Origin of the sequence: Hyphomicrobium sp. CS1GBMeth3 (assembly GCF_900117455.1) — a bacterium.
Classification (GTDB): domain Bacteria; phylum Pseudomonadota; class Alphaproteobacteria; order Rhizobiales; family Hyphomicrobiaceae; genus Hyphomicrobium_C.
This window is the reverse complement of the sequence record NZ_FPHO01000002.1, coordinates 493,012-508,397: the sequence shown is the minus strand read 5'-3', so window position 1 is coordinate 508,397 and position 15,386 is coordinate 493,012. Positions and strand designations below refer to the sequence as shown.

The window sequence follows — 15,386 nt, the reverse complement described above, 5'->3', positions numbered from 1 at the left end:
GGCTACAGCGTCGAGATCAGAAGGCGCACCGCCACCGCGGTAAGGAAGAGCGCGAACGCCACTTCGAGTTTGCGCCGCGGCAGGCCGTGTGCCACGCGCACACCCAGCGGCGCCGTAAGCACGCTCGCCGGAATGACGATGGCCGCGCCGAGCAGGCTGATGAAGCCCAACGAGAACGGCGGCAGATCCGGATTGCCCCAGCCGGCCCACGCATAGCCGATGAGCCCTGGAATCGCGATCAGCGGCCCGAAGCCGCTCGATGTCGCGACGGCCTTCAGAATGGACCAGCCGCAGAGCGTGAACAGCGTCACCAGGAACATGCCGCCGCCGATGCTCATCAGCGTTGAGATCATACCGACCACGAACGCCACGAGGCGAACGACCCAGTTGTTGGGAACGTCGTCCGCGAACCGCCAGTCCTCCCGTCCCAACATCATCTTGATCGCGAGAAGGCCGCCGCAAACGATCCACACCCACTTGAGCGCCGCGCCCGACACCAGCGACACGAGCCCGACGCCGGCGATGACGCCAGCGACCACGTACGGGCCAAGCCGGCGCAGCACAGTCGTGTCGACCGCGCCGCGCGCGAGATGCGAGCGAAAGGATTGCAGAGCCGTCGGCACGATGATGGCGAAAGATGTCCCGAGCACCATCTGCATCCGCACGGACTCGGGCACCTGTAGCAGACCGAACGTCTCGAAGAGCACGGGCACCAGCACACCGCCACCCCCGATGCCGAGTAGCCCAGCGAGAAAGCCCGCTACCAGACCGCCGGAAAGGAGCGCGAGCACGAGCCACAGCAGATCGCTGTTGCCGAGAACGGTAGTCATGGAGAGCAGCTCCTATTCCGCAGCGACGCCGATGGCCGGGACCTGCCCCTCGGCAATCGCAATCGCATCCAGCAGAACATCGAGCCCTGGCCCCTCGCCGACGCCATGCTCCGAAAGATGGCGCCGGAACTGCCGCGCGCGCGGCTGACCGTGATAGAGACCCAGAATGTGCCGTGTCACCGAGTTGAGACGCCCACCCTGCTCCAGATGCGCCCGGACGTAAGGCACGAGTCGCGACAGGACCTCGCCACGCGAAAGCACAGGCGCGTCGGAGCCGAACAAGGCCTGATCCACGCCCGCGAGCAGATACGGCGTCTGATAGGCAGCGCGCCCGAGCATGACACCATCCACGTGCTCGAGATGCGCCGCCGACGCCTCGAGCGTCTCGACGCCGCCGTTGAGCACGATCGTGAGATCGGGCCGCACTTCTTTGAGCCGATAGACGCGCCCGTAGTCGAGCGGCGGCACCTCACGGTTCTCCTTTGGAGAGAGCCCGCCAAGCCAGGCCTTGCGCGCATGCACGATGAAGAGCGTGACGCCCGCGTCCGCAACCGTCGCGACAAAGCGCGAGAGAGCCGCCTCGCTGTCCTGATCGTCGATGCCGATGCGACATTTCACGGTGACCGGAATCTTGACGCTGGCGCGCATCGCGGCCGAACACGCCGCCACCACTTCCGGCTCCGCCATCAGACAGGCACCGAACCGGCCCTCCTGCACGCGGTCGGACGGACATCCCACATTGAGGTTGATCTCGTCGTAGCCCAAAGCCTCGCCGATGGCCGCCGCGTCCGCGAGCTTCGCCGGATCCGATCCGCCGAGCTGAAGCGCCAGCGGGCGCTCGGCGGCATCGAAGCCCAGAAGCCGCGCCCGATCGCCGTGGATCACCGCCTCGGCGGTCACCATCTCCGTGTAGAGCCGCGCGTTACGCGTCATGATGCGATGGAAAGTCCGGCAATGCCGGTCCGTCCAATCCATCATGGGTGCCCCGCAGAACCTATGCTCTTGATTTTTCACGTATTTTTACGCAGTTTCAAAGGGTAAAGAATGAACGTGTGCACTCGTTCTCAGGAACGTCCCGCGAATTCTGCGTCTTACTGCACAGGATTCGCACGCGGCGAGTGAGTGCACACGATGGCTACCTTCGCAAGACTCAACTCAGGGCGCTGGCGTGCGCAGGTTCGTCGCAAGGGCCGCGACGCATCAGACACGTTTCTTCGCCGGCGCGACGCAGAGACCTGGGCGCTCGAGGTCGAGCGCGCGATCGATCCTTTTGCATGTGAGTGCCCGCGAGGGATCAGTGAGACTTTGCCGTCGGCGAATGACGACCGGCTTTTCACCCGGACGCAGACTTCGGCCAGCCGTACGAGCATGAAGGGCCTGAGCCCCTAATGGGATTGCGCCGACGTCAAGCGGACGTTTTGCACCCAAATGACTAGCCAACGCGCCTCGTAGTCAGTCGCTGCTCCGCGCAAAGACGTAGAATGCACTGGCCGCCACAGGTGCGCCCAAGCCAATCCAAGCGATGGCGTCCATCAGCCCATCCCCGACAAGCCCCGAGATGAGCCCGACCGAGCTGGCCAGCGCGATCAGCGCGGGAGCGAAAAAAATGCGCCAGAGAGAACGCTCAGCGGCGCGGGCGCGAGATGCGGACGAGTTTTTCATCATGCGCTCGCTGCCTCAAGCTTTCTGTTCGCGCGCCCAAGACCGAGATCCTCTTCGGCCGTCTTGCGACGCGTGAAGAACAGATACAGTCCTGTGGCAAGCACGGCGATCGAGATGAGATCCAGGATCACCCAAAGGAGCTTCATCGGCAGGCCGCCGTAGTCACCAAAGTGCAGGGGCTGCGAGACAAACAGCGCATCAACGTACCAGGGCATGCGGCGCATGTCCGTGATCTGGCCGCTTTGGGCGTCGATCAACACCGGTGTCAGCAGCTTGGCCGTCACGTGCTCTTCGCCTCGGAGAAAGAGGCCGTAGTGGTGCTTGCCAGAGAACAGAGTGCCCGGATAGGTCACGAACGAGGGAATCCTACCTTCCGGCGCGGCCTTCATCGCGACCTGATGGGCAACATCGATGCTGATTGGATTCTGCGGAGCGGGGAGGTCCTTGTAGGGTGCGATCATGTCGGCGAGCTGCCCGAACTGCCACAGCTTGAAAATCGAATCTGCCCAGGTGTTGATGACGCCGGTCGCGCCGACGACCGTGAGCCACGCCAGTGTGACGATGCCAAGGAGATTGTGCAGGTCGAGCCATTTGATGCGCGTTCCCCGGTTCTGGCGCACCGTGCCGAAGTCGAGACGACGCATGAAGGGCGCATAAAGAACCACGCCGGACCCAATGGCGACGAGCAACAGAAGACCCATCACGCCAAGAAACAGTTTTCCCGGGATGCCTGCGAACATATCGACGTGAAGCGTTCGCAGGATATACATGATCCCTTCGGTCAAATTCGGCTCGCCCAGGACCTTGGCGGTGCGCGCATCGACGGCAAGCAGCTTGATGCTCTCCGGTGGAGAGTCGAAAGCCTTCGCCATCCCCACGAACAGCAGGTTCCGGTCGTCCTCATCCCAGGAGATGAATGGGACGACCAGATTGGGGTGGCGCGCGCGAGCTGCCTCTTCCACGGCCGCGAGCGAAGCTGCAGGTGTGTCCGCTGCCATAACCGGCGGCTCGAGGTCGGCATGCTGCCAGTGCAGGATGTCGTGATAGAATACGAGCGGCAGGCCGGTGATGCAGAGCATCAGAAGAAATCCGGTCGAGATGATGCTCGTCCAGCGATGCACCTTGTACCAGATGCGCACGGTACGCGCAGTCAATGGCCATTCTCCTTCCTACGATGGCTTGCTTATTAATAGATATTCTTCTTGGCATCGCGCGCGAGCGCGTAGTCGATCAACGCCGCAGGTGTGATCGAATCGAACTGATCCTTGACGATTTCTCCGAGGGTCGGAAGCGATCGGTGTGCTTTTCAGTATTCCAGAGATCCGATCGCCGCAGAGCCTTGCTGCAGTGAAAAACACTTCCTGCACCGTCACGACGATAACGGAGCGTGGTGCGTGACCTTCATGCGCGAAGCTCGTCATGAACTCCGAAGATCGCGCTCGGTCTGGAGAACAGCTTCCTTGTCCAAAGCCCATTCACTGGAGATCCCTACCTCGGGAAGCTCTCCCTTTCATGGTCGGCGTCGGCATTGATGCGAGCGCTGCGCGGAGAGATCGCTTGAACTATGAAGGGGCCGCTGCGCCGCTGCAAATCTCGAGACTATCGCTCAATCAAGCAATGCTGTTGCGATAAGAAAATATAGGCCGGTGCCGGCGTTCCTTGCGCTGAACAGGCCCATGGCATGGGAAATGGTTGAATACATAACTACACAGGTATACAATTCGGCTTAAGTCGCTGAGATGGTGGGCCTTCTCTCCGTCCAACGGGAGCTCGTATTGTGGGAATGCTAACCCGTGTTGTTTCGGCGGAGGGCTTCAAGCCATCTGAGCTGATCCGTCTCGCGGCGGATCAAGCCCTCGGGGTCACGCTCGTCACGCCCCCGTCAGGTCACGTCGACACGCCGCTTTTTGCGGGCCGGTTGTTGAGCCAGGAGATCCAGCCGGGGCTCAGGGCAGCGGCCGATGACATAACGTACCTGACGAGCGACAGTATTCAGAGCGAGGCCGAGCCGGCCGTCATGTGCGGCGTCCTGTTGGACGGTGGCCCGGAGACGATGCAGGTTGTCGGATATGGGCCCATCACGCGGTATGCGGAGCGGCCGGCCCTCTTCGGCTTTCGGGAACGGACCCGCTTCGAGCTATCGGGGATGATGTCACACCGGAGCCGCTCGGCCGGATTTGTGATCAAGCCGGAGTTCTTCGACCGTTTCGGCGACACAATCAAATCGGATGGCCTCGCCGCCTTGCGAGAATTCGTCCGGACGGATTTTCGTTTCGAGTCGCTGCCCCGCTCGCCCAAGGTGGTCGATATCGCGCGTCGCAGCCTCGACCACCCTTACGGCGATCAGCTCGGCGAGCTTTTCCTCGAAAGCAACACCCTGTCGTTCGTCATCGAAATCGCACAGCTTCTCGCGCACGAGCGCCGGATGATCGCCGCCATCGGCAAACGACACTACGATCGCGTCGTGGAAGCGCGCGACATTCTCGATGCCAATCTCGTGGCGCCCCCAAAAATCCTTGAGCTAACGAAGCGTGTGGGCGTCAATCTGACGACCCTGCAGGCGAACTTCAAGACCGTCTTCGGCACAACGATTTTCGGATACGTACGCATGCAGCGGTTGCAGATGGCGCGCGTCCTGCTGCGCGAGTATCATCTCACCGTCGCCGAGACCGGCTACAGAGTCGGCTTCGTCAGCCCGTCGGCTTTCACGGCCGCTTACCGCAGATATTTTGGCCATCCTCCCGGGCAAGACATCTCGCGTGAACGGGAATGACCGCGCGTTTTTCGAGCGCTTCTAAACTGCTTATTGCGACAGTCTTTTCGATTTTTGCGATAGCCAACGACGTGGCGACGCGGACCTCAGCATGTCAGGAATACCGAGGGATCTTAAGAAGCCTTTGGGGGATTCTATGACGCTTGCTGCTTGGCGTAGGCGCGAGTTCGCGTCGGCGCTGACCGCTGCGCTTTTCACTGCGGTCACGGGCTCGTTGGCGCCAGTCGCCGCGCAATCCGCGTCCGAAGGGTCGAGCGAAGCCGTACCGCTGCCGCCCTTGGTCGTGGAAGGCACGGCCGCCAAGTCGAAGGCCGCATCGAAGAAGAAGAAGGTTCAAACCTCGAAGGGGCTCGCCCCCTCAGCGCCTGCTCCGCCGCCCGTCGAGACGACGAGTGCAGGAAGCGGCCGGTCGTCCGAGCGCGCCAAGGGGCCCGTCGACGGCTATTCGGCCGCGGTAAGCGCAACGGCAACCAAGACCGATACCCCCATCCTCGAAACGCCGCAGTCGATTTCGGTGATCACGCAGGATCAGATCAGCGATCAGCAGGCGAGGACGATCGCCGATGCCCTGCGTTACACGCCCGGTGTCACCGTCGACGGATTTGGAGCGAATGTCTTTTTTGACTCCATCAAGATCCGCGGCTTCAATGCCCCGCAGTATCTCGACGGCCTCCGCCTGCCGAGTGACGCCTCCGCGTTCGCCGTCCCACGTATCGAGACCTACGGTCTCGAACGACTTGAGGTCCTGAAAGGACCATCGTCGGGCCTATACGGCCAATCCGACCCAGGCGGCCTGGTCAACATGGTCAGCAAGCGCCCGCTCGACACGCCGCATTTCGAAGTCGTGGGGACGACTGGTTCGTTCGACCGGCTGGAAGGCGCTTTCGACGTTGGCGGGCCCGTCTCCACCAATCCAAATCTACTTTATCGGGTCGTCGGATTGGCGCGCGACAGCGACTCTGAGATTGATTTTCAGGAAAACAACAAGCTGTTTATCGCGCCGAGCGTGACGTGGCGCGCGAACTCTGACACCAGCTTGACCCTTCTTTCGCAGTACCAGAAGATCGAGAATGACGGCTATCAGCAATACGTGCCCGGAGAGGTGACGCTACTGTCCAATCCGTTCGGGCGCATTCCCCGCAGCCGTTACCTAGGCGAGCCGGGTTTCGATCACTATGCGCTCGAGCAGTGGTCCATCGGCTATGAATTCGAACACCGTATCCAGACCGGCCTGCAGTTCCGCCAGAACCTGAGATACTTCGATGTCGCGCAAGACATGCAGGCCATGCGCGGCGACTTCATGGTCGGAACTCAGTTTTTCCGCACACCGATCTACGTTGACGCCGATGCCGCCAACTTCGCCGTCGACAATCAGCTTCAGGCGGATTTCACGACGGGGCCTCTCACCCACAAGGTGCTGGTGGGCGTCGACTATCAGAGGACACGAAGCTCGAACACGAGCCTGCTGGCGAACGACGCAGGCGACTATCTGCCTATCGATGTGTTCAATCCTGTGTATGGCGCACAGCCGATTCCGTTGCCCGGAGATCTCTCTGCATTCCTGGACGTCGATTCGCACCTGGAACAGACAGGCATCTATGTTCAGGATCAGATCAAGTTTGACCGCTGGACGCTCTCACTGACCGGACGCCAGGATTGGTCGAGCGTCGAAACTATTAGCAGGGGCTCCTACCCACCTCCTGATTTCTCTCCATATGAGCGGGACGACTCCGCTCAAACCGGCCGCGTCGGCCTGAGCTATTTGTTCGACTTCGGTCTTGCCCCTTACGTCAGCTATTCGACCTCGTTCGTGCCGAATACTGGCGCCGACTTCGATGGAAACACCTTCAAGCCGACGACGGGCGAGGGCAAGGAAATCGGCCTCAAGTTCATGCCGAATGGCACCAACCTGATGTTCACCGCTGCACTATTTGATATTCGCCAACAGGACGTTCTAACCACTGACCCAAATCCCTTGGCGTTTGGCCTGTATAGCGTCCAGACCGATGAAGCCCGTGTGCGCGGTTTCGAGTTCGAGGTGCGGGGCAACGTCACTCGCGAGCTCGAGATCGTCGGCGGCTATAGCAAGCTCGATCCCGAAATCACAAAGAGCATTTACGTCGGGAACATTGGTAACTATCTGCCAAACGTGAACCTCGAGCAGGCCTCCCTGTGGGCGAAATACACATGGTTCGACGGATCTCTCGCGGGCTTCGGCATCGGCGGTGGCATCCGCTACGTCGGTGAGAATTACGGAGATCAGGCCAACGCGATCTACATTCCGTCGCACACGCTACTCGACGCAACCGTGAGTTACGATTTCGCCTATCTCGATCCTGAGCTCGAAGGGTGGCAGGCGCAGATCAACGCCACGAATCTGGAAGACGAATATTACGTCGCGTCGTGCCAATCCGGGCTGGCCTACTGCGGTCTCGGTGCCGGCCGCACAGTGCTGGGCACGCTCAAATATTCCTGGAAGTAGGAGCGGAGAGCCAGCCCGGCCAGATTCCGCCGTTGGTCAGTTTCCGCTTCGCCTCAGGGGGGCGCTTCACCCATTGAGCTTCACCCATGGATTCGTGACGTCCTAAGTGGCACTTTTCGCGGCCCGCGTCTTCGCGTCGTAATCGCTCCGCGGCAGAACCGAATAGGACCAGCCGTCCATTTGCGCCCGCCGCGCCTCTGCGTCCATCTCCGCGGACTCTCTGCTCTGATGCTCCGACATCAAGACGAGTTCCATCAGCTCGAGCTGCTCCATGTCTCCTGAGCTGTCCGAGCGCGTCGCAGGAACGGAGCCGCCCACGTTCGCGACCACCACCCAGTTGTTCGCGTTCATGACCTTCACTCCTGTCTTTCCAGGCTGGCAATTCGGCGGCCCTCGCCCATGAGACGCTCAACGTGCCGCCGCAAGAGTCAGCGCATTCTTCGCGTCCATACGGATCACCTGAAGAGACGCAATGGCCTCGTCGACGAACCGATCGATTTCACCTGCAGTCATGAGATGGGGCGAGATCGCAAGATCGGCCGCGCGGCTGAGCGCACTCGACTTTACGAAGATCTGGACGTTGGCACACGCCGCCGGACATTCACCCTTACCCCCCGTCAGATGGAATCCGAACCTACCTTCGGTCTCTTCGATCCGCATCGCGTTGCCTCCGGTGCCAGCACGAGCCGCCCCTCTCCCTGCAACCTCACAAACGCGAAGCTGCGAGGACGCAGGCCGGAAGCAGCGCAGGGGGCCATAGTCCTTAGCCCCATACCTTTGGTCAACGGGCCGCCAGGGGACCCGAACCATGCTCGGCCGAGGACCAGATAGCGAGAACCAATGCCGCGATGCCGATCACAACGTGGGTCAACATGGCAGAGCCGACGGTGCTGAAGCCCAGGAGCCACGGCGACACGACGAGCCAAGTACCCAGCGCGACACTCACCCACTCCTCCCAGTCATGGAAGGCGACCATCGCTGCAAAGGCCATCACCGCGATGATGGCCCCGACAACATAGGCATTCCACGCTGCGGTCTGTTCGGATGCAAATCCAAGTGCCCAAGGCGAGAAGAACAATCCGACGCCGAGCAGGCAGTTCAAGACATCCTGCCAATAGGCGGAGAACTTTATGTCGTTTACCATTGCCAACCTCCTTTGGGTTGACATTTGCGGACCCCACACGGGTCCGTCTCTTCTTGTACGTAAGAACTCGCGAGAACCGCCGCCATAAGTCAGTCAAAAGATATTATCGCATATTGCAACGCAGCAGGAACGCGCGCGAAATCGCCAGCTTTCGAGAAAGCTTGCTAACTACAATCCCCAGCCCGTGACCGCGATGGTCTGGCCGGTAATCCCTGCTGCGCCAGGCGAGGCGAGAAAAACGACCGCCTCAGCGATATCGTCGCGTTTGGTCCAATGCTTCAGATCTTTAGGTTTCATCGCGGCAATATTCGAGCCCGTATCCACGAGCCCCGGGGCGACAGCGTTCACCCGTATGCCGCTGTCTCTCCCTTCCAGCGCCAGGGTACGCGTCAGCGCCTCGATTCCAGCTTTGGCGCAATTGTACGCGATCATGTTGGCTTGAGGCAGACCGGACCGTGCGAAGTTCACGATGGCGCCTCCCCCGGCCGTGCGCATATGCGGGAAGACCGCCCGCGAGGTTAAAAAGGAGCTGAGAAGGTTGTTATCGATCTCGGTTCTCCAATCGTCGAGCGAGGTCTCGACGGCAGGCTTGTAGCGGGTGAGCCCGCCCGCCAGATTGATCAGGACATCGATCCTCCCATACTCCTTCAACACGCCGTCTATGAGCTCTTGCACCCCGCCTTCATCGGTGAGCGAAGCGGCGATCGCAAGCACGCGCGCCCCACTCTGGCGCAGCTCCGCCGCGCGGGCCTCCACATTGGCCTGCGTGCGCGCGCAAATCGCCAGGGCGGCACCGCTCTCGGCCAGGGCTTTGGCCACGGCCTGCCCCACCTGTCCGTCGTGGCTGACGCCCGTCACCACTGCCACTTTGCCCTGCAGGCTTGCCATCTGATCCAACCCTTCTCGGACGATCTGCACAAGGAGCCCTAGGATAGTCCTTTGCCGCTTCCTGTTCCATCCTCGTCTCGGCGATCGGGGTAGCGCCTCCCCCCAGATTGCCTCGAACAGCCGCTTGCCACCCTCCTAGCCAGGACCCAAATCTGGATAAACTGTTCCTGCGCCATGGGAGGCGTCCGATGACGACCGTGCGCCATCTACTGCTCCAGAAGGGCAACCGGGTCTGGTCCATCCATCCCGACACGAGCGTCTTCGACGCTATCAAGGAGATGGCCGACCGAAACATTGGCGCGCTCGTTGTCATCGAGGGCGACGAGCTCATCGGCATCATCACGGAACGGCACTACGCCCGCAACGTCGTCCTGAAGGGCAGAGCATCGCCCAAGACACGGGTCAGGGAGATCATGCAAACCAACGTCGTATGCGCCTTGCCAGATTATACGGTTGAGCAGTGCATGGCGCTAATGACTTCAAAGCTGGTGCGCCACTTGCCGATAGTAGAGGACGGGATCATCTTGGGTCTTTTATCGATCGGCGATCTTGTGAAGAGCACCATCAGCGACCAGAAGTTCGTGATCGAGCAACTCGAGCACTACATCAGCGGAACCAGATAGCCCGCCGGCAATCCCCAGCCCATCTCTACGCGGGCCGGCGGACCCGCTACGTTGTGAACGCCCAGGCGCCATAGCCGACAACGCTCCGCTTATCGCCTGCGGTGTCGCCCGAATTGCGCAGATCGAGCCGCAAGACAGAAGCACACCGGCGCTTCGCCTCGATGAGAGCCCCGCGGATCGCGAGGTGGCCGCAAGCGTCGGCCGGGCCGATTGCACCCTCGTCGAGCGTTTCGATCGAGCGAGCCGTACTCGCGTCATGGCGGCAAGCATCCTCGTACTCCTCATAGTGGGAGAGGTCGGAGCTCACGACCAGGAACGTCTTGCAGGTCCACACCCGCGCGAGCACGGCCGCGACTGCCCGGGCGGAGGTCAAGCCGAAGAGCAGCGGCACAATGGGCAGCGGGCCGAAAATAGCCTGCAGGAACGGAAGCTCGACTTCTAGGGCGTGCTCAGGTGCATGCGGCTCGTCGTCGATCACGACGAGCCCCGCCTCGGCCATTGCAGCAACCGCGGAGGTCTCGACAGGACTTTCACCGAGCGGGGTGGCAAACGCTGTGCTCGACGGCGCCGCCACGCCGCGAAACGGAACATAATGGGCTGGACCGACGACGATGACCCGGTCGATGCTGCCCTTCAAATGGCGCATGCTCGCAAATGCCTCGGCAGCCGTGGGGCCGGAGTAGACATAGGCGGCGTGCGGCGCGATGATGCCGCGAAGGCCGGGCTGCTCTCTCGAGCGCGCGGCCGCTAGGAGGGCCGACACCGTTCGACCGAGGTGCTCCGCTGAGGCAGGATAGAATGATCCTGCAACGGCCGCAGGTCGTGGCCCAGCGGTTGTACGGTTGAGGAGCATGACGCGCACATCCTTTAGCGCGGCTCATGGCGAACTCTATGACCGGTATCGAGCAATTGAAAGGTATTCCTGGCCGGTATTGGCACCGGCTCGAGGATGGGCGCGTCCAGTGCGACGTCTGCCCCAGATTTTGCAGGCTGCACAAGGGCCAACGCGGCCTTTGCTTCGTGCGGGGCCGGCAGGACGACCAGATCGTGCTCACCACCTACGGGCGCTCGTCTGGATTCTGCGTTGATCCGATCGAGAAGAAACCCTTGAACCACTACCTCCCGGGTTCACCCGTCTTGTCCTTTGGCACGGCCGGCTGCAATCTCACCTGCAAGTTCTGCCAGAACTGGGACATCTCTAAAGCTCGCGAGCTTGACCGGTTGCAGGATGAAGCCTCTCCCGAGGACATCGTGCGTGCGGCGATTGCAACCGGCTCGAAATCCATTGCCTACACCTACAACGACCCGGTCATCTTCCTCGAATACGCGGTGGACGTCGCCAAGGTCGCTCGCAAGCGCGGCATCAAGAATGTCGCGGTAACCGCCGGCTATATCGGCTCCGAAGCGCGCGAGGAGCTTTTCACTTGGATGGACGCGGCCAACGTCGACCTCAAGGCCTTCACAGAGGAGTTCTACAATCGCCTCTGTACCGGCCGTCTCGCCGCGGTCCTCGATACACTCGAGTACTTGAAACGCGAGACCGAGGTATGGTTTGAAATCACAACGCTCCTGATCCCCGGCCACAACGACAGCCCACAGGAGGTGAGACGTCTCAGCGAATGGGTGATGACGAAGCTCGGGCCCGACGTCCCTCTGCACTTCACGGCCTTCCATCCGGACTACAAGATGCTCGATGTGCCGCACACCCCAGCACATACGCTGACGATGGCACGCGACCTCGCGTGCCAGATCGGTTTGCACTACGTCTATACAGGCAATGTCCATGACGAGGCCGGCGGAAGCACCTACTGCCCGGCGTGCGGGGCCCGCGTGATCGGCCGCGACTGGTACAGGATCACCGCGTGGAACTTGGCCGACGCTGATAGCTGCGGCACCTGCGGCGCGGCCATCCCCGGCGTGTTCGAGAGAAACCCTGGCGGATGGGGTCAGCGGCGAGTACCAATTCGGCTTGGTCCCACACACCAATACGCAATCGGTTGCGGTCCCTCGCGTCTTTGATCGCGAGGTCGAGGATCGCACAGAGGCTAGCAAACTGGCTGCGTGGGATGTGTCTGTGCCCTCATTCATCAAACGTGACGCTCGACCCGGCAGGGCCGGCTCAGCTTGGCCGATTGAGGTTTTGTTTCTTGATCCAGCGGTATAGCGTCTGCCGGCTGACCCTGAGCTCACATGCGGCGTCGGAGATGCACCAGCGGTTGCGCTCTAGAACCTCGATCAAATCCGGAGCAACCGGGCCATCGTCGCCCGACGCGTCGCTGGAAGCGCCCGTACCATCGAGATTGAGCCAGTCTGGCAATCGACTATCCGCGATCTCGTCGCCTCCGGAGCTAGCCAACGCGTAGCGCAAGGCTAGGCGCAACTCGCGCATGTTGCCCGGCCACTTATGCGCGAGAAGAATGGCAAATGCCGACGGAGAAACGCGCGGCGTCGCACTGAACCCCATGTGGGTCGCTTCGATCTCCAACGCGCCTAGAATGACGTTAGCCTTGTCGGCACGCGCCCTGAGGGATGGAAGCTCCAACCGGATGCCTGCGATCCGGTAATAGAGATCCTGGCGAAACCTTGCCTCCGACACCATCTTCAGCAGATTCTGATGGCTTGCGCATATGAGGTTGAAATCGACCTTGATCGGCTTCGCGGAACCGAGCGGCACGATCTCGCCCTGTGCCAGAACACGAAGAAGCCGCGTCTGCAGCGCGAGCGGCATATCACCGATCTCGTCGAGAAACAGTGTACCGCCGTTTGCCTCGGCAATGCGCCCTCGCCGCCCCTCGCGACGGGCGCCTGTGAATGTTCCCGTCTCGTAGCCGAACAGCTCGCTCTCGATCAAGCTTTCAGGAATGGACGAGCAATCGATGACTACAAAAGGTTTGGTCGCACGCGACCCGACCTCATGGATGCCACGCGCGAACTCTTCCTTGCCCGTTCCGCTCTCCCCTTGCAGCAGGATTGGCAGTCGCTTGTTGACGAGCTTGCGGATCGTCTCGACATGCCCGCGCATGACTGGATCGCTACCGGCGAGCAAATCGAGGTCGAGCGGGCAGTTACCGGTGACGGTTTGCGGCTTTGCCGCACGCTGAGAAATGGAAGCAAACTTGGCAAGTCTGGCTCCGCTGGAGCGGTGCGGCATCGTGAGACTCGCAAAACACGGACGGTCCCTGCCCTTAAGCCGCGCGATACCTATGCGCTCGACGGAGGCGTCCTCATGGCCACGGGCGACATCCTGCCAATTGACCTCCATGATATCGCAAACCGGATTACCTAAAATGGCCTGGCAATCGGCGATACGAAGATCGCCGCCCGCACCGCCCAGCATTTCCACGGCGCGGCCAGTGTCGTCCAGCGCAAGCATAAGTCCGTTGCCATCCTGCGCGCCGACGAGCCCCGCCTCGACCCGCAGAATGGTCCTGCTACGGTTGCGCTCCAGAAAATAGCGCCGCTCGATACGTCGCGCCGTTGCGGAAACTAGCTCGAGCACGAACGACTGCATTTCTTGCGGCAGGTTCACCACCGACGAGGCGTCAAGCGCCGCGATCACCCTACCGTTCGAATCCACGATCGGGGCCGCCGTGCAAGTGAGGCCCGAGTAATTGAGAAAGAAATGCTGCGAACGATGAACGGTGACCGCACAATTGCTGGCAATCGACGTGCCGATACCGTTTGTCCCTGCTTGATCCTCGCGCCAATCGGCCCCCGCGCACACGCCCACGCGGCGCAATGCCTGATCGGGCGGAGTTGAGCTCAACACGTCGAGCGCGATGCCATTGGAATCGGAGAGCATGATAACGTAGTTCAGCGGCGCCACCCTCCCCATGAGCCAATCGATCTCCGGTTTGGCCACGTGAATGAGAAGATCGAGCGGATCAGCCGCGCGCTTGAACTCGTTTGTCGTGACGATCTCCGGCCCTTTGTGCCGGGACCGATCGAGTTTGTACTCCCTGACGCAGCGTCTCCAGGACGACGCAACGATGTTTGGAACTCCGTCAGCGACGCTGCCCTCGCTGCGTGTTATCTCGTCGATGATCCCCTTCGTATGAGTGTACTCGGAAGACCGAACCGTTGCCGTCTTTCCCTTGCCAAGCACATTCATTTTTCGCCCCTCCCGGCAGGTTCTCATAATTACCTGGGCGCATTGTTGTTCTTCACTTCGCCAGATAGTCGTTTCTCTCAACGCGCAGCAGAGACGCCTTGAGCCTCATGCTGTCGCGGAGGATGTCCTCGACACTGTTGAAGGTGAAGCGGACATGATCTGTCGCAGCGGCCTCGGCCGCCTTGGGGTTTCCCGCCAGAATCGCATCGGCGATCGCTACGTGCTGAGCCAAGAGCTTGGTGCGCACAGATGGACGCTCGTAAAGCTGTTGCCGGCTGTAGAAAATATTCGTGCGCAAGAGCTCGGCCAACCCCCTCATGATGTGGAGCACCACGGCGTTGTGCCCAGCCTCGTAGATTGCGAGATGCAGATCGACATCGGCGTGAGACTCTTGTGTGGGGTCCTCGATATCGTGCGCCCTCTTCATCCGCTCGATGCAAGACCGGATGGTCTCCTTGTCGACGTCCGATGCTCTCAAGGCCGCATACCGCGCGGCCTGCCCTTCGACCCCTTGGCGAAACTCGAAATAGTCGGCCGTCACTTGCGGATTGTCCTCAAGCAGTGAGGCGAGCGGCTTGAGCAGCGGCGACAGGAACTGCGCCACATGCGTGCCGCCCCGAGTCGTAACCAAGAGGCCGCGGGCTGCGAGCGTATCGATCGCTTCACGTAGGGAGGGCCGTGACACGTCGAGCTTCTCGGCAAGCTCGCGTTCCGGTGTCAGCCGCTCACCCGGCCTGAGCACGCCCTGCAGAATGAGCTTTTCAATATGGTCCGCTATCGCCTCTGCCACGCGTTGCGGCCTAATGCGTTCGGTCATTGCCCTAACACTCGCCCCTTGGAGACGCGGAACAACCATCGATCCTACAGGAGTAA

Annotated in this window: 15 protein-coding genes; 4 read left to right on the top strand and 11 right to left on the bottom strand. The window is 61.2% G+C overall.

What is annotated here, in order from left to right:
* Positions 1-2: 2 nt before the first annotated feature.
* The 4 genes from CS1GBM3_RS02410 to CS1GBM3_RS02390 all read right to left on the bottom strand — a co-directional run bounded on the left by CS1GBM3_RS02410 (position 3) and on the right by CS1GBM3_RS02390 (position 3,646).
* Positions 3-830: a sulfite exporter TauE/SafE family protein gene (locus CS1GBM3_RS02410; RefSeq protein ID WP_072390892.1), complete on the bottom strand. Its 828-nt coding sequence runs from the start codon at positions 828-830 to the stop codon at positions 3-5.
* 12 nt (positions 831-842) lie between these two features.
* Positions 843-1,808: a tRNA dihydrouridine(20/20a) synthase DusA gene (dusA, locus tag CS1GBM3_RS02405; protein ID WP_244534528.1), complete on the bottom strand. Its 966-nt coding sequence runs from the start codon at positions 1,806-1,808 to the stop codon at positions 843-845.
* Between the two features lie 474 nt (positions 1,809-2,282).
* Positions 2,283-2,495, bottom strand: a complete 213-nt coding sequence (locus CS1GBM3_RS02395; protein ID WP_244534527.1) for a hypothetical protein — start codon at positions 2,493-2,495, stop codon at positions 2,283-2,285.
* On the bottom strand, positions 2,492-3,646 hold the full coding sequence (locus CS1GBM3_RS02390; RefSeq protein ID WP_072390886.1) for a PepSY-associated TM helix domain-containing protein: 1,155 nt from the start codon (positions 3,644-3,646) through the stop codon (positions 2,492-2,494). The genes CS1GBM3_RS02395 and CS1GBM3_RS02390 overlap by 4 nt, the downstream gene beginning before the upstream one ends.
* A 629-nt stretch (positions 3,647-4,275) precedes the next feature.
* Between CS1GBM3_RS02390 and CS1GBM3_RS02385 the strand changes: the two genes are divergently transcribed.
* Both CS1GBM3_RS02385 and CS1GBM3_RS02380 read left to right on the top strand, forming a co-directional pair.
* Positions 4,276-5,265, top strand: coding sequence for a helix-turn-helix transcriptional regulator (locus CS1GBM3_RS02385; protein WP_072390884.1), 990 nt, complete (start codon positions 4,276-4,278; stop codon positions 5,263-5,265).
* A gap of 136 nt (positions 5,266-5,401) precedes the next feature.
* Positions 5,402-7,747 carry a TonB-dependent siderophore receptor gene (locus CS1GBM3_RS02380; protein WP_072390881.1) on the top strand — a complete coding sequence of 782 codons (2,346 nt, stop codon included), beginning with the start codon at positions 5,402-5,404 and terminating at the stop codon, positions 7,745-7,747.
* 102 nt (positions 7,748-7,849) lie between these two features.
* Here CS1GBM3_RS02380 and CS1GBM3_RS02375 read toward each other — a convergent pair whose 3' ends face one another.
* From CS1GBM3_RS02375 to CS1GBM3_RS02360, 4 genes are all read right to left on the bottom strand, one after another.
* Positions 7,850-8,098: a hypothetical protein gene (locus CS1GBM3_RS02375; RefSeq protein ID WP_139247746.1), complete on the bottom strand. Its 249-nt coding sequence runs from the start codon at positions 8,096-8,098 to the stop codon at positions 7,850-7,852.
* A 57-nt stretch (positions 8,099-8,155) separates the two neighbouring features.
* Positions 8,156-8,407 (bottom strand): hypothetical protein, encoded by a 252-nt coding sequence (locus tag CS1GBM3_RS02370; protein WP_072390875.1) that lies wholly within the window; start codon positions 8,405-8,407, stop codon positions 8,156-8,158.
* Between the two features lie 121 nt (positions 8,408-8,528).
* A complete protein-coding gene (locus tag CS1GBM3_RS02365; protein WP_072390872.1) occupies positions 8,529-8,891 on the bottom strand; it encodes an SPW repeat protein in 363 nt (120 codons plus the stop codon).
* 168 nt (positions 8,892-9,059) lie between these two features.
* Positions 9,060-9,752, bottom strand: coding sequence for an SDR family NAD(P)-dependent oxidoreductase (locus CS1GBM3_RS02360; protein WP_171946413.1), 693 nt, complete (start codon positions 9,750-9,752; stop codon positions 9,060-9,062).
* 215 nt (positions 9,753-9,967) lie between these two features.
* Here CS1GBM3_RS02360 and CS1GBM3_RS02355 point away from each other — a divergent pair, with 215 nt between their 5' ends.
* A complete protein-coding gene (locus tag CS1GBM3_RS02355; RefSeq protein ID WP_072390866.1) occupies positions 9,968-10,402 on the top strand; it encodes a CBS domain-containing protein in 435 nt (144 codons plus the stop codon).
* Between the two features lie 46 nt (positions 10,403-10,448).
* Here the strand turns inward: CS1GBM3_RS02355 and amrB are convergent, their stop codons facing one another.
* Complete coding sequence (amrB, locus tag CS1GBM3_RS02350) at positions 10,449-11,255, bottom strand: AmmeMemoRadiSam system protein B (protein WP_072390863.1); 807 nt, start codon at positions 11,253-11,255, stop codon at positions 10,449-10,451.
* A gap of 38 nt (positions 11,256-11,293) precedes the next feature.
* Here amrB and amrS point away from each other — a divergent pair, with 38 nt between their 5' ends.
* Entirely contained in the window at positions 11,294-12,421 is a 1,128-nt protein-coding gene (amrS, locus tag CS1GBM3_RS02345; protein WP_072390860.1) for an AmmeMemoRadiSam system radical SAM enzyme, read from the top strand.
* 100 nt (positions 12,422-12,521) lie between these two features.
* Here amrS and CS1GBM3_RS02340 read toward each other — a convergent pair whose 3' ends face one another.
* Positions 12,522-14,513, bottom strand: coding sequence for a sigma-54-dependent Fis family transcriptional regulator (locus CS1GBM3_RS02340; RefSeq protein WP_072390857.1), 1,992 nt, complete (start codon positions 14,511-14,513; stop codon positions 12,522-12,524).
* 52 nt (positions 14,514-14,565) lie between these two features.
* Positions 14,566-15,330 carry an FCD domain-containing protein gene (locus CS1GBM3_RS02335; RefSeq protein ID WP_139247744.1) on the bottom strand — a complete coding sequence of 255 codons (765 nt, stop codon included), beginning with the start codon at positions 15,328-15,330 and terminating at the stop codon, positions 14,566-14,568.
* Positions 15,331-15,386 lie beyond the last annotated feature (56 nt).

Excerpts from the sequence above, each read along its gene's own strand:
- CS1GBM3_RS02410 (WP_072390892.1), bottom strand. The coding sequence starts at position 830 with ATGACTACCGTTCTCGGCAACAGCGATCTGCTGTGGCTCGTGCTCGCG.
- dusA (WP_244534528.1), bottom strand. The coding sequence starts at position 1,808 with ATGATGGATTGGACGGACCGGCATTGCCGGACTTTCCATCGCATCATG.
- CS1GBM3_RS02395 (WP_244534527.1), bottom strand. The coding sequence starts at position 2,495 with ATGATGAAAAACTCGTCCGCATCTCGCGCCCGCGCCGCTGAGCGTTCT.
- CS1GBM3_RS02385 (WP_072390884.1), top strand. The coding sequence starts at position 4,276 with ATGCTAACCCGTGTTGTTTCGGCGGAGGGCTTCAAGCCATCTGAGCTG.
- CS1GBM3_RS02380 (WP_072390881.1), top strand. The coding sequence starts at position 5,402 with ATGACGCTTGCTGCTTGGCGTAGGCGCGAGTTCGCGTCGGCGCTGACC.
- CS1GBM3_RS02375 (WP_139247746.1), bottom strand. The coding sequence starts at position 8,098 with ATGAACGCGAACAACTGGGTGGTGGTCGCGAACGTGGGCGGCTCCGTT.
- CS1GBM3_RS02370 (WP_072390875.1), bottom strand. The coding sequence starts at position 8,407 with ATGCGGATCGAAGAGACCGAAGGTAGGTTCGGATTCCATCTGACGGGG.
- CS1GBM3_RS02365 (WP_072390872.1), bottom strand. The coding sequence starts at position 8,891 with ATGGTAAACGACATAAAGTTCTCCGCCTATTGGCAGGATGTCTTGAAC.
- CS1GBM3_RS02355 (WP_072390866.1), top strand. The coding sequence starts at position 9,968 with ATGACGACCGTGCGCCATCTACTGCTCCAGAAGGGCAACCGGGTCTGG.
- amrB (WP_072390863.1), bottom strand. The coding sequence starts at position 11,255 with ATGCTCCTCAACCGTACAACCGCTGGGCCACGACCTGCGGCCGTTGCA.
- amrS (WP_072390860.1), top strand. The coding sequence starts at position 11,294 with ATGACCGGTATCGAGCAATTGAAAGGTATTCCTGGCCGGTATTGGCAC.
- CS1GBM3_RS02340 (WP_072390857.1), bottom strand. The coding sequence starts at position 14,513 with ATGAATGTGCTTGGCAAGGGAAAGACGGCAACGGTTCGGTCTTCCGAG.
- CS1GBM3_RS02335 (WP_139247744.1), bottom strand. The coding sequence starts at position 15,330 with ATGACCGAACGCATTAGGCCGCAACGCGTGGCAGAGGCGATAGCGGAC.